Raw genomic sequence first — 13,362 nt, forward strand, 5'->3', positions numbered from 1 at the left:
GTGTCAGCCTAGTAAGCGGTGCTAGGTGGCGCCTCCGGTAGTCCTCAAACACGTATTCGAGTTCAAGCGTAATTTCATCATAAGGTCTATTAAGATCACTCAAGATGTGACCTGCCTTATCGATTCTAGATTTTGAGTACACCGTTTCAGCTTGCATGAACCGTCACCGCAGCTTATCTACACGCATAAGATGTTTCTGCTTAGGCGCAGTGAGTCAACTGATTCGAGGCTGGTTTGGTGTTTTTCGATCAGATAGTCGGCTAATTTCGCATCCGTCACTGCTATGCGACCTACATCCCCCACAGCACCCATACCAACTCGACCACCAACGCCACCGTCACACCCCGCACCAGCCATCTCACGCTGGGGGATCGGCTGCGCCAGCCGGCGGTCATGTAGCTGAGGATATCAGAGAGCAGGGCTGCGAGGTCTTGCATGGTGTCCGCAGTTGCCCCTCTCTTGGAATTTCTAGCGCTTAGCTGCGCCAAGATGCTGAAATTCCGTTCTTCCCCGCAAGGGGGGAGATAAAGTCACCGTCCCGGGCGCCCCGTCTTGCCCTTGGTGCGGCCCTTGCGCTTCTGATCCATCGGATCTTCGTAGGAGCCGGCGCCGGAGCGGGCGCGGATGATGGGGCGGGGGTCTTGGGACCCCCTCACCAAGTTCGCCTCGCCAATCGGCTTCGCCTCTTGGGGCGAACTATCCTCCCCCACCAAGGGGGAGGATGGCTTCGGTTTCTCCGGGATCTTTCCGGTCACCGGTTTTTCGGTGCGGCCGACGGTCATTTCGTCGAGGGTGTTCTTGCGGAAATAGGAGCCTTCCGCGCCCGATTTCGGCAGGGGGACGGCGGTGTCGGTACCGGGGCCCATGTCGTCGATATGGGGTTTTGAGAAATAGCTGCCCTTGCCCTCGGGTGTGCCGGATTTGTTGCGGCCGGAGGGGGAGATGCGGGGTGCCGCTGGGTTCGGGGCACCCCCCTCTGTCGCCTGCGGCGACATCTCCCCCACAGGGGGGGAGAGTGGACCGCTACCGTTGCGGGCTTTTCCTCGTCCGCCTTCGATATCTTTCGCCTCTTGCTTCGCGATCGGGTCGTCCATGGCGGCGAGTTCGGCGGCCTTGAGGCGTTTGATTTCGTCGCGGAGGCGCGCGGCGGTTTCGAAGTCGAGGTCGGCGGCGGCGTCGCGCATCTGTTTTTCGAGCGCGTTGAGATGGGCCTGGAGGTTGTTGCCGACGAGGTGGCCGCCATCGGCGAAACCCTTGCCGGAGACGCCGGAGATGTCGGCGCGGACGTGGTCGCGTTCGTAGACTGAGTCCAGGATGTCGGAGATCTTCGCCTTGACCGATTCCGGCGTGATGCCGTGTTCGGTGTTGTAGGCCATCTGCTTTTCGCGGCGGCGGGCGGTCTCGTCCATGGCGCGCTGCATGGAACCGGTGATCTGGTCGGCATAGAGGATGACCTTGCCGTCGACGTTTCGCGCGGCGCGGCCGATGGTCTGGATGAGCGAGGTCTCCGAGCGGAGGAAACCTTCCTTGTCGGCATCGAGGATGGCGACGAAGCCGCATTCGGGGATGTCGAGGCCCTCGCGCAGGAGGTTGATGCCGACCAGGACATCGAAGGCGCCGAGGCGCAAGTCCCGGATGATCTCGATGCGCTCCAGCGTGTCGATGTCACTGTGCATATAGCGGACGCGCACGCCCTGTTCATGCAGGTATTCGGTCAAGTCTTCCGCCATGCGCTTGGTGAGCACGGTGCAGAGGGTGCGGTAGCCCTTGGCAGCGGTCTCGCGGATCTCGCCGAGCACGTCGTCGACCTGCGTCTTGGCCGAGCGGACCTCGACCGGCGGGTCGATGAGGCCGGTGGGTCGGATGACCTGTTCGGCAAAGACGCCGCCAGCCGCTTCCATCTCCCAGTTGCCGGGCGTGGCGGAGACGGCGACCGTCTGCGGGCGCATGGCGTCCCATTCCTCGAAGCGCAGCGGGCGGTTGTCCATGCACGACGGCAGGCGGAAGCCGTATTCGGCAAGCGTTGCCTTGCGGCGGAAGTCGCCGCGATACATGCCGCCGATCTGCGGGATGGTGACGTGGCTTTCGTCGATGAAGATCAGGGCGTTGTCGGGGATGTATTCGAAGAGCGTCGGCGGCGGCTCGCCGGGCTTGCGGCCGGTCAAGTAGCGGGAATAGTTCTCGATGCCGGCGCAGGAGCCGGTCGCCTCGAGCATTTCGATATCGTATTTCGTGCGCTGTTCGAGGCGCTGGGCTTCGAGCAGGCGGCCGGCGGCTTCGAGCTCGGCGAGGCGGTGCCTGAGTTCGTCCTTGATCGCCTTGATGGCACCGTTCAGCGTCGGGCGCGGCGTGACGTAGTGGCTGTTGGCGTAGATCTTCACCGACTTCATCTCGCCGGTCTTCTTGCCGGTCAGCGGATCGAATTCGGTGATGCTCTCGATCTCGTCGCCGAAGAGGGTGATGCGCCAGGCGGCATCTTCCAGGTGGGCGGGGAAGATTTCGATCGTGTCGCCGCGGACGCGGAAGGAGCCGCGGATGAAGTTGATGTCCTGGCGCTTGTATTGCTGGGCGACGAGGTCGGCCAGGAGCTGGCGCTGGTCGATGCGGTCGCCGACCTGCATCTGGAAGGTCATGGCGGTGTAGGTCTCGACCGAGCCGATACCATAGATGCAGGAGACGGAGGCGACGATGATGCAGTCGTCGCGCTCGAGGATGGCGCGGGTGGCGGCGTGGCGCATGCGGTCGATCTGTTCGTTGATCGAACTCTCCTTCTCGATGAAGGTATCCGAGCGCGGCACATAGGCTTCCGGCTGGTAGTAGTCGTAATAGGAGACGAAATATTCGACCGCGTTGTCGGGGAAGAAGTTCTTGAACTCGGAATAGAGCTGGGCGGCGAGCGTCTTGTTCGGCGCGAGGATGACGGCCGGGCGTTGGGTCTCCTCGATCACCTTGGCCATGGTGAAGGTCTTGCCGGAGCCTGTGACGCCGAGCAGGACCTGGGAGCGCTCGCCGGAATTCAGGCCCTCGACGAGGTCCTTGATGGCGGTCGGCTGGTCGCCGGCGGGCTTGTAGTCCGAGGCCATGCGAATCGAGATGCCGCCTTCGGATTTCTGCGGGCGGGCAGGGCGGTGCGGCACCCAGATCTCGCCGTTCTTGAACAGCGGATTGCCGCTTTCGATGAGCTTGGAAAGCGCGTCGACCGTCGCCGTGACGGCGCCGGTGGCGAGCGACTGGGCTTCCTCGAGCGAGACATCCATGCCGGCAATCGGATTGAGGCCGGCCGCGGCGCGGGTCTTGGGGTCGGAGGAGGCGCCGATCGAGACGCCGCGGGAGGTTTTGGAGGCCGTGGTGTTCTTGGCCGTGGTGGGTTTCGCCTTTTCCAGCGCCACCTTCTCGGCGTGACGGCGGGCCTCGATCTCGATCTTCTTGCGGTGCTTGCCCGCTTTCGAGGCGAGTTCGCGCTGGCTCTCGACGGTCGAGGCCTCGGCCTCCGCCTCCAATTGCTTCACCCAATCCGAAACCGAGCCGGAGAGCGGCGCGCCTTCGAACGGAGCTTGCGGGGCTTCCTCGAAACTATCAGAGGGGGCGGAGGATCTGGGAGACTTGGCCATGGCCGGAATATGGAGAAGGGCAGCGGCAAAGGGAAGGGGCGGCGGCGGGAAATCAGAACAAAAACGCAACGGGCAAAGGAGGTTGTTGCCAGCGTGGTGGCAGGAGGGTGAGGGCGTCATATCCACACGGATGTGTTGCGCAGATCCGCAGGGTTGCGCATAGTGATGCCGCAACCAATGGGAGGCTTCGTATCCATACTGCTCATTCGCCCGCACAGCAGTTCACGTCGACGGAGCCGGACTGGTCCGCGGTCAAGGCGGTTGTTCTTGCCCATAGCACGGCGCGTGAGAGTCTGCTGCGCCAGGAGCGAATGCTCAAGATTTGCGGCCTAGGCGTCATCGCGTTGGCCTGCGGCGCCGGGCTCTGGCTGAGCTACCTCCGGTCCGATCCCGAAATCGCGTCCGCGACGCTTTTTCTGGCATTGCTAGCGCCGGCCCCGCTCTTCATGGTCATCGCGGCCAAGCAGCGTCGGTTCCAGACGGATTTCTACATCGCAATCCTGCCCCTGCTTCTGCCCGGCCTCGACCAGTGGTCGATCGTTACCAGGAAGCCGGCACGACAGATCGAGCGCATGCCGGGTCATTATTTCGTTCCGCGCGACGAGATCGATTGCGATTTTCATGTCGAAGGCTCGGTGGCCGGCATTCCATTTTCGATCACACAGACTTTGCTGACGCGGACACGGGGCGATGACACTGCAGAGACGACGTTTTGTGGCCTCATCGTATGGGTTCAGGCGTCGACCTCATTCCCCGGCGATTTCGCCGCGCTCAGGCGGCCCAACAGGCAGCGCTCGCTGTGGCAGGGCACCGCGCTACCGGACCGCCTGAGACCGGTTCCCAACACCACACATCTCGGTCGGTGGGCGTATGATTTCGTCACAACGGATGTAAGTGCCGCCACCGCGAGACTGTCCGGGCTGGTCGCGGCGGTCGACGTGCTGCTGACGCTCAAGCTCCAGAACCTCCCACAGATTGCAATCAGGGGCGCGGATATCTTTGTGCTGCTGCCTATGCAGCGCCTCGGTTGGAATGGGCAAACTCCCATTCAGGACCTAGATGTCGATCGGGACATCAGGCCGTTTGCCAGGATGCTGCACGGCGTGTTGTCACGTGTCGACGCAACGCACGATCTTTAGGATCGTCGCTCATCAGGACTGCTCGTAAATCTAACGTTCACGCCACCGACAGGTGTTTCGCCTTGCCCTTGCGCTTGAGCTCGGTGTTGGGCTGGTGGTCGGCGATCCAGGGGTCGAGGGCGCTTGGGGGCATGGGGCGGGCGAAGAGAAAGCCCTGGGCGGTGCTGCAGCCGAGGCGGGCGAGGATGGCGGCGTCCTCGGGGGTCTCGACGCCTTCCACGACGATTTCGAGCGACAGGGACTGGCCGAGGCTCACCATGGCGGAGATGAGCTTCTGGTTGGTTTCACTGCGGGCAACGTCTCTGACGAAGCTGCGGTCGATCTTCAGCCGGTCGACCTTCAGGCCGATGAGATAGGCAAGCGACGAGTGGCCCATGCCGAAATCGTCGACGGCGAGCTTGTAGCCGGCCTGTTCCAGCTGCTTCAGCTGCTCATCGGCGAGTGCCGGATCGAGGATCGCCTCTTCGGTGATCTCGATCTCCAGCGCCGAGGGATCGACGTCATGGGCGGTCGTCACCCGCTGCAGCATGGAGGCGACGGAATAGAGGGCGAATTCGCGCGGCGAGACGTTGAGCGCGACCGTCACGTCCGCCAGACCGAGCTTCGGCAGGCGGCGGGCGAGCAGGCAGGCGTCGCCGGCGATGCGGGCGGTCAGCTGTTCGGACAGATGCACGGCGCGGGCGGCATTGACGATCTCGGGTGGCGAGACGAAGCCGAGTTGCGGATGCTGCCAGCGGACCAGGGCTTCGAAGCCGGTGATGCGGCGCGTCATCAGGTCGACCTGCGGCTGGAACCAGGCGCCGAGGACACCGGTATCGATCGCCCGCTCCAGATCCTGTTCGATGATGCGCTTGCGCTCGGCGTTGCGGCGCAGATCCGGATCGAATTCGCGCAACTGGCGGCGGTCACCACGCTTGGCGTCGTAGAGCGCCATGTCGGCACAGGCGAGCAGCTCCTCGGCGTTTTCGGCGTGATCCGGATAGGCGGCCAGACCGACGCTGAGGCCGACAACGGCCTGGCGCTGGTGCCAGTGGATCGGACGGCGGCTTGCCTCGAGCACGGATGCGGCGTGGGCGCGGGCGCGTTCCAGCGCTTCCGGGCCGCTGACCACAACGGCAAACTCGTCACCGCCGAGCCGCGCGATCAGACTGCCATCCTCGACGATGGAGGAGAGGCGGGCCGCGATCTCGCGGAGCAGGGCGTCGCCGGCGCTGTGGCCAAGCGTGTCGTTGATCGACTGGAAGCGTTCCACGTCGAAGATGAGGAGCGCGACCTCTTCCTTGACGACGGCGGCGCGGGCGATGTCGCCGGCCAGACGGCCATGGAAGAACATGCGGTTGGCGAGGCCTGTCAGCGTGTCGCGATTGGCGAGTGCCTCCAGGCGCGAATTCTGGCGCAGGATGTCGCTGTTAGCCCGCGTCAGGCTGTCGGCAAGCGCCGTCGCCTCGTGGCGCGCCACCTGGCTGCTGACAAACATGCGTTCCGCCCAGATGCTGCGGCGGATGAAGACCAGGATCATCAGGCAGAGGCAGGCGCCGATCAGGACCTCGGTGGCGCGCCACAGGGTCAGGAGATTGATTACCAGCGACACCAGGATCGGGATCGAATAGTTGAGGGCAAGCGGCGTGTAGCCGATCTGCTTGATCACTGAGCCGGCGGCCATCCCGCCCATGATCAGGAAAAGGGCTGCGTGGCGGCCCAGTGGATCGAATGCGGGCACGGTCCAGGGCAGGGTGGCCCAGACCAGGCCGAGCGCGAGAGCGCCGACGGAGAGAACACGCAGGCTCGTCTGGGGGGCGGAGATCAGCGCGCCGCGTCTGGTCAAGGCGTTCATGCAGTAGGCGCGGGCCGAGACGACTGCCAGCGCAATGCCGAACCAGACCAAGTTGACGGTGCTTGCCTCATTGTTGAGGTGGATGATCACGAGGCTGACGCACAGCGTGATGAGGTTGAGGACCAGGGTGGAGCGATAGCCCTCGGCGATGTCCGCCACCTGGGCTTGCAGCACTGCCGGCATTGTCTTGCCGCTTCGGCTCTCACTCAACCACATAAAACAAAACCCATACCGATCGCAATATATACTCAATAACAAGAGCGACTTAACGGGATGTTACGGCAGCTTTGCGCAATTTAACTAGAAATCATCGGCAACTTTTCGGTGTTAAAGTGTGGCCGCCGCCTGCCCGCTTGACGCGCAAAGGACGGGGGCTTGAAACGCCGGCATGATTTCCTCAGGTTGCAGTCGGCGGCGGGGAGGTTGCCGGGCGCATGCAAGAGAGTTGCACCATGCTCATTCCATATTGCTATGAGCAAATATCCGGGGCGACTCGGGTCGCACCTTCATCCTCCTCTCACACGAGCGTCTCATGCCGAGCTTTTCCCCCGCCGCTCTCTGGCCCATCCTGCTTCTTTCCCTTTCCAACATCTTCATGACCTTCGCCTGGTACGGCCATCTGAAATACAAGACGTCAGCCCTCTGGATCGCCATTGTCGCGAGCTGGGGCATCGCCTTCTTCGAATACTGCCTTGCCGTTCCGGCCAACCGGATCGGCGCCGAGGTCTATTCGGCAGCACAGCTCAAGACGATCCAGGAAGTGATCACGCTGATCGTGTTCTCAGGCTTTTCCGTCTTTTTCCTGAAAGAGAGCCTGACGATCAACCATGCCATCGGCTTTGCGCTGATTGCGGCCGGTGCAGCCTTCGTCTTCCGCGGATAAGGGATGAGAGGGCGCAGTCCGATCTGGCTGCGCCCTTCCACTCCATTCGCCAATGGTCGTTCACGGCTGTACGACAGCAGCCCTGGATCCGATGCGCCATGCCGGAACGACGATCGCGAGCATCAGCGCCGTGTTCAAGAGAACGTTGACGATCGCGCCTGAAACGAAGGATCCCGTGCTGTCGACGAGGTACCAGGCCAGAGTGGATTCCACCAAGAGCAGGCGTGCGAGCCTGGGATCGGCAAGATACAGCCGGTCGATGACAAGCCACATCATGAGGCCCCAGCCGACCATGACACCGCCGCTGATCGCGGCGAGCATGTGTGCGGCCTCAGCATCGAGCGCCTGCTGGCCATCCAAGGGCCAAAAGACGATGTCGGTCAGAATGTTGGCCGGCAAGGCCGTTGCGGGATGGGCTCCGGCGGCGACGAGCAGGCCGAGCAGGATGACGAACAGGCTGGTGAGCTTCAGCCAGGTGGGCGTGAAATCGGCGGACATGGCAATATTCCTCTCGTTGTTTGGACGTCCGAGAGCCTGAAGCGAGCGAGACGGGGCTGCAATTACCCCGGAGGTAAGTGACGGCCTCAAGCAGGCGTGGCAAAACTGCGCTGATGCCATGGTGGCAGCGGAAGACAGGGAGACCGGCGATGGCGACTGAATTCGGCGGGCAGCTGAAAACCTGGCGCGGCAAGCGGCGGATGAGCCAGCTGCAGCTGGCGCTGGCGGCCGACGTCTCTGCCCGTCATATTGCCTTTCTGGAGACCGGGCCGGCGAAGCCGAGCCAGCGCATGGTGCTGCTCCTGGGGGAGGCGCTGGAAGTGCCGCGGGCGGAGCGCAACCTGATGCTGGACGCGGCCGGATTTCGCGCTGCCTATGCCAGCCGGCCTCTCGAGGGTGCCGCGATGGAGCCGGTGCGCAAGGCGATCGCGCATATGATCGAGGGACATTCGCCCTATCCGGCCTTCGTCTTCGACCGGCATTGGCGCGTGCTGGACGCCAATGGCAGTGGCCGGGGCATGTTGGCCGGTTTCGGGCTCGATATGGGTGACAGCTTCCTCGACTTCCTGCTTCTGCCGGGGCGGGGTGTCGAGCTGGTCGAGAACTGGGTGCAGGTGGCGCAGCATCTGGCCGCCCGCTTCCGACTGGAGAGTGCGCATCTGGGCGGCGACCTGGTTCTGGAGCGGGCCGCTCAGGGGCTCATTGGGCAGGTGGCGGAAGACGGTGATCCGAACCGCGGCGGCGACCTGCCACCGGTGCTGACGGTCCGCTTCCGTTTCGGAGGCCAGGTCTATCCGATGTTTTCGACGATGACGCAATTCGGCACGGCCGAGGATATCGCGCTGGCCGACATTAAGATCGAGATGTTCTTCCCGATGGACGAGGCCTGCGAGGCGCTGTTCCGGCAGATGGCCGGGCGCTGATGCGGTTCAGGCCGAGGGGACGGGCGTCGGCTTGCCCTCGGCATCGAGCGCCACCATGACGAAGGTCGCCTCGGTCACCTTTTCCATGACATGGGTGAGGTATCGCTGGGCCCAGGTTTCGACCTTGAGCGTCATCGAGGTGCGGCCGACACGGCTGATCTCCGTGTAGACGCAGAGCGTGTCGCCGATCTTGACCGGCATGGCGAAGGCCATCTCCTGAACGGCGGCGGTGACGACGCGGCCGCGGGCGCGTTCGGCGGCGCGGATGCCGCAGGCAAGGTCCATCTGGGCCATGACCCAGCCGCCGAAGATGTCGCCGGCGGCATTGGCATCGGCCGGCATGGCGAGCGTTCTCAGTGTCAGTTCGCCCGTCGGGGTATTCGCCTCAATCGTCATGATTCCCTGATTCTCTTCTCTTGCATTTCCGCCAAGGAACGACCCTCAGACCAATGGCGCCACTACTAATTTTAGTGGGTGAAAATGCTCCCCTCATTTTTCGCAGGCGCGCATTTACGGAAATTAGAACTGATAAATATCAAACTTTAGAGATTATGGAATTTTTGGGGGTGGAAGAATGAAAATCATGTCTCTGTCGGTGCGCCTCTATGCACTGGTCGCACTGGCTCTGGCAGTCCTTGTTGGTGCGCTGACTTACAGCCTGTTTCAGTCCTATGACATGCTGGTCGAGGAGCGCCGGATCGGTCTGGCGCAGATCAATGACAACGCTGTCGCGATCCTGGACAAATACCACAAGATGGAGCTGGATGGCACGCTGACGCGCGAGGAGGCGCAGGAGCGGGCTAAGGATGTCATCGGTGCCATGCGCTATCAGCCCGATGGCTATATGTGGATCAACGACATGCAGCCGGCCATGGTCATGCATCCGATCAAGCCGGAGCTCAACGGCAAGGATCTGAGCCAGAACAAGGACCCGAACGGCAAGCATCTGTTCGTCGAGTTCGTCAATACCGTGAAGGCGAGCAAGGAAGGCTTCGTCGACTATTACTGGCCGAAGCCGGGCTTCGAGGAGCCGGTCGAGAAGCTGTCGCATGTCATCGGTTTCGAGCCCTGGGGCTGGGTCGTTGGCACTGGCGTCTATTCGGATGATCTTGCGGCTCTCTTCCGCGGCACGGCAATCCGGTATGGCGTGCTGATCGCCTTTGCTGCAGCCGGTATGGTGTTCTGCGCCTATCTCGTGGTGCGCAGCGTGGTGAACCCGATCAACCGCCTGAAGGGCGCGATGAACGACATTGCCGAAGAGCGCGTTGAGATTGCGATCGCCGATACCGGCCGTCGCGACGAAATCGGTGGCATGGCCCAGACGCTGGTGGTGCTGCGCGACAGCGTGCGCGAGCGCATCAAGCTGCGGGATCGTGAAGTCGAGCAGCAGGCGAGCCTGAACGGCGAGCGCGAGCGTAACGAGGTGAACCTGCGGACCTCGTCCGAGCGCCAGAACCATGCGATCAACGCGCTGGGTTCGGCACTGGAACGGCTGGCCGAAGGTGACCTGACCGTCCAGATCGGCGTGATCGGCTCGGAATATGAAAAGCTGCGGGACGACTTCAACCGCGCGGTGGACTCGCTCGGCAGCGTGATCGCGGCGATCAACCAGACGAGCGATGTCGTGACGTCTTCTGCCGGCAATATCAGCGAGGCGACGAACAACCTGTCGAAGCGCACCGAACAGCAGGCGGCGGCCCTGGAAGAGACGGCAGCGGCGCTGGACGAGATCACCGCGACCGTGCGCACGGCGGCCGAACGGGCGAACGAAGCCCGCCAGATGGTGGCCGAGACAAAGTCGAGCGCCAACCGATCCGGTGAGATCGTGCGCAATGCGGTCGATGCCATGGGCCGAATCGAAGGGTCTTCGCAGAAGATCAGCCAGATCATCTCCGTGATCGACGAAATCGCCTTCCAGACCAACCTCCTGGCTCTGAACGCAGGCGTCGAGGCGGCGCGTGCGGGTGAAGCCGGTCGCGGCTTTGCGGTCGTGGCGCAGGAAGTGCGTGAACTGGCGCAGCGTTCGGCCAATGCGGCGAAGGAGATCAAGACGCTGATCAGCGCTTCGGCGGCGGAAGTCGATACCGGTGTGGGCCTTGTGCGTTCGACCGGCGAGGCGCTGCTCGAGATCGAGGCGCTGGTGAACCGCGTCAACGAGAGCGTTAACACGATCGCGACCGCTGCCAAGGAGCAGGCGACAGGGCTTGCCGAGATCAACACCTCGGTCAACCACATGGACCAGATGACGCAGCAGAATGCGGCGATGGTCGAGGAAACCTCGGCGGCCGGCCAGTCGCTGGCGGAAGAGAGCTACAATCTGCGCCAGCTGCTCTCGCGCCTGAAGGTGAACGCGGCCCAGGCGGCGGCGGGGCATCGCCGGGCGGCCTGACGGTCGGTCGAGACGACGGCAAAAGATCCGGGGTCGGTGGAGCGATCTGCCGGCCCTTACTTTTTGCCCCGCAATGCTTGCCGATTTCGTTCATGGCGCATTAAGCCGGGCGGCCCTATGCTGCCGGAAGTTGTCCCATTCAGGGCCATCGAGGGTGAAATGAGTCTTGTGTTTTCGTCCCTTGGCCGCCGGCTGACGGTGGCTGCGTTTTCGGCCCTGCTGCTGTCGGGATGTTCCGGCAGCGATCGCATTCCCTTTGCCGATGTCGGCGGACCGCGGGCGGGCGACCAGCTGATCGGCAAGGTCGACCGCAGCCGGGACGGGCGGGTGCTGGTCGGGCGGGTCGGCGAGGTTTCGCCGGAGACGGCCGCCTATGCGCCGCCGGCTGCCGCGCAAAACGGCGGCAGCGCGGGCATTGATTATCTCAACACGCCCAATCTGGCCGAGGCTCCTGCCGTCGACACTGCGGCGGATGCAGCCGGACCTTCCAGTATGACGGCGATGGCGATCCCCGAGGGTGGCGTCAACATCGACGGGGAGCTCGGGATCGGCGGGGCGTCGTTTGTCTCGGATGCCGGCTATGCCGATGCGACGAGCCCTGTCGGCGTTCAGCCGCATGTGGTGACGCAAGGCGGCGCCATGGCGATTGCCGAGGGCAATACCAGTCAGCCTGTGGTCGACGGGATCGGCTTCGACGAGCCGACGCAGATCGTGACGGGCCCGAGCGGGACCTCGCAGCCGGTCATGGCGGAGACACAGGTGGCGGAGATGCCGGAGGAGGGCGGGATCCTGCCGCTTTCGGTCGATAGCGGCAATTCCGGCTTGGAGGATCCGGTTCCGGTTTCGACCCGGCGGGCAGCGGCTGCTCCGGCGGCGTCGGGTAAGGATTGCTCGCTCTATCTCGACAAGCGGAACTGCCGCTAGGGTTCGCCTTCGCTTAATTTCCTAATTCGGGAATTGCCTAACTCTCTATTGCGGCCGAACTCTCTGTGTCGGGGCGGGTGACGGGGAAGGCGCTGCTTACGACTCCGCGAGCACGGAGCATCCCACTTCGACCCGCTTCGGGTGACTGTCGGCGTCCAAGCCGTACCGGAGGGGCCGGTCGCGGGCTTGCGGGCGGGGCGGGCAGGGCCTAGAGGCTTTGGGATCGCAACCCTGTTGCCGGTCCGGCCTCCCGTCGGGTCCCGCAACAGGTGCCTTGTCCTGCCCTTCAGGCCGTCCGTTCGGACTGGCCGCCCTGATCCGGAGTGCCCCCATGCCGCCGATTGCCGATGTCTTGATGTTTGCCGCCATGCTGGCGGCGGCGGGTGCCGTGGCGGGGCTCTTGGCCGGCGTCTTCGGGATCGGCGGCGGCGCGGTGCTGGTGCCGGTCTTCTACCAGGTCTTCGGCTATGCCGGCATCCCGGAAGAGGTGATCATGCATCTGGCGGTCGGTACCTCCACGGCGCTGATCGTGCCGACCTCGCTGCGGTCGTTTCGGGCGCATCAGGCGCGCGGGGCGGTCGACATGGATCTGCTCAAGGGCTGGGTGATTGCGGTGCCGCTCGGGGCGCTGCTTGCGACCGTGGTCGCGGCTTACGTTTCAAGCGCCGGGCTTCGGCTGTTCTTCGCGGTGATGGGACTGGTGCTGGCCGCCCGCATGCTCTTCCTCTCCAACCGCATGCATCTCGGCACCGAGCTGCCGGGCCAGCCCTGGCGGTTCCTGACCGGCTCGGCGATCGGGCTCTTTTCCGGGCTGATGGGGGTCGGCGGCGGGGTGTTCAACAACACCTTCATGACGATCTTCGGCCGGCCGATCCACCAGGCGGTCGCGACCTCCTCGGGTGTCGGCGTGCTGATCTCGATCCCGGCCTTTCTCGGCTTCATCTATGCCGGCTGGGGCGAGGCGGGCCTGCCGCCCTTTTCCACCGGCTATGTCAACTGGATCGCCTTTGCCGTGATCTTCCCGATCACCATGCTGGTCGCGCCCTATGGCGTGAAACTCGCCCACAGCCTCAACAAGCGGCAGCTGGAGGTGGGCTTTGCGGTGTTCCTGCTGTTTGTGTCGGCGCGGTTTTTCTGGAGCCTCTACGGCTGATCTCAGCG

Annotated in this window: 10 protein-coding genes; 6 read left to right on the forward strand and 4 right to left on the reverse strand. The window is 63.6% G+C overall.

The features are described from left to right. Positions 1-530: 530 nt before the first annotated feature. Positions 531-3,611, reverse strand: a complete 3,081-nt coding sequence (uvrB, locus tag FAA86_RS21570; protein WP_136543051.1) for an excinuclease ABC subunit UvrB — start codon at positions 3,609-3,611, stop codon at positions 531-533. Positions 3,612-3,922: 311 nt separating this feature from the next. Here uvrB and FAA86_RS21575 point away from each other — a divergent pair, with 311 nt between their 5' ends. Then, positions 3,923-4,750 (forward strand): hypothetical protein, encoded by an 828-nt coding sequence (locus FAA86_RS21575; protein WP_136543052.1) that lies wholly within the window; start codon positions 3,923-3,925, stop codon positions 4,748-4,750. Between the two features lie 37 nt (positions 4,751-4,787). Here the strand turns inward: FAA86_RS21575 and FAA86_RS21580 are convergent, their stop codons facing one another. Beyond that, a complete protein-coding gene (locus FAA86_RS21580; RefSeq protein WP_136543053.1) occupies positions 4,788-6,767 on the reverse strand; it encodes a putative bifunctional diguanylate cyclase/phosphodiesterase in 1,980 nt (659 codons plus the stop codon). A gap of 349 nt (positions 6,768-7,116) precedes the next feature. Here FAA86_RS21580 and FAA86_RS21585 point away from each other — a divergent pair, with 349 nt between their 5' ends. Further along, on the forward strand, positions 7,117-7,467 hold the full coding sequence (locus FAA86_RS21585; RefSeq protein WP_113462313.1) for a DMT family protein: 351 nt from the start codon (positions 7,117-7,119) through the stop codon (positions 7,465-7,467). Positions 7,468-7,527: 60 nt separating this feature from the next. On the opposite strand, the gene FAA86_RS21590 is transcribed toward FAA86_RS21585, so the two are convergent. After that, positions 7,528-7,965: an excinuclease ABC subunit A gene (locus tag FAA86_RS21590; protein WP_136543054.1), complete on the reverse strand. Its 438-nt coding sequence runs from the start codon at positions 7,963-7,965 to the stop codon at positions 7,528-7,530. A 149-nt stretch (positions 7,966-8,114) separates the two neighbouring features. Between FAA86_RS21590 and FAA86_RS21595 the strand changes: the two genes are divergently transcribed. Then, the gene (locus FAA86_RS21595; protein ID WP_167495063.1) at positions 8,115-8,888 is read left to right on the forward strand and encodes a helix-turn-helix transcriptional regulator; all 774 of its coding nucleotides are present in this window, start codon (positions 8,115-8,117) and stop codon (positions 8,886-8,888) included. Positions 8,889-8,894: 6 nt separating this feature from the next. Here FAA86_RS21595 and FAA86_RS21600 read toward each other — a convergent pair whose 3' ends face one another. Then, complete coding sequence (locus tag FAA86_RS21600) at positions 8,895-9,284, reverse strand: acyl-CoA thioesterase (RefSeq protein WP_113462316.1); 390 nt, start codon at positions 9,282-9,284, stop codon at positions 8,895-8,897. A 178-nt stretch (positions 9,285-9,462) separates the two neighbouring features. Between FAA86_RS21600 and FAA86_RS21605 the strand changes: the two genes are divergently transcribed. The 3 genes from FAA86_RS21605 to FAA86_RS21615 all read left to right on the forward strand — a co-directional run bounded on the left by FAA86_RS21605 (position 9,463) and on the right by FAA86_RS21615 (position 13,354). Continuing rightward, on the forward strand, positions 9,463-11,277 hold the full coding sequence (locus FAA86_RS21605; RefSeq protein ID WP_136543056.1) for a methyl-accepting chemotaxis protein: 1,815 nt from the start codon (positions 9,463-9,465) through the stop codon (positions 11,275-11,277). Positions 11,278-11,436: 159 nt separating this feature from the next. Further along, the gene (locus FAA86_RS21610; protein ID WP_136543057.1) at positions 11,437-12,201 is read left to right on the forward strand and encodes a hypothetical protein; all 765 of its coding nucleotides are present in this window, start codon (positions 11,437-11,439) and stop codon (positions 12,199-12,201) included. A gap of 331 nt (positions 12,202-12,532) precedes the next feature. Beyond that, entirely contained in the window at positions 12,533-13,354 is an 822-nt protein-coding gene (locus FAA86_RS21615; RefSeq protein WP_136543058.1) for a sulfite exporter TauE/SafE family protein, read from the forward strand. Positions 13,355-13,362 lie beyond the last annotated feature (8 nt).

The organism is Rhizobium rosettiformans W3 (assembly GCF_004912135.1).
In the GTDB taxonomy this organism is placed as follows: Bacteria; Pseudomonadota; Alphaproteobacteria; order Rhizobiales; family Rhizobiaceae; genus Allorhizobium; species Allorhizobium rosettiformans.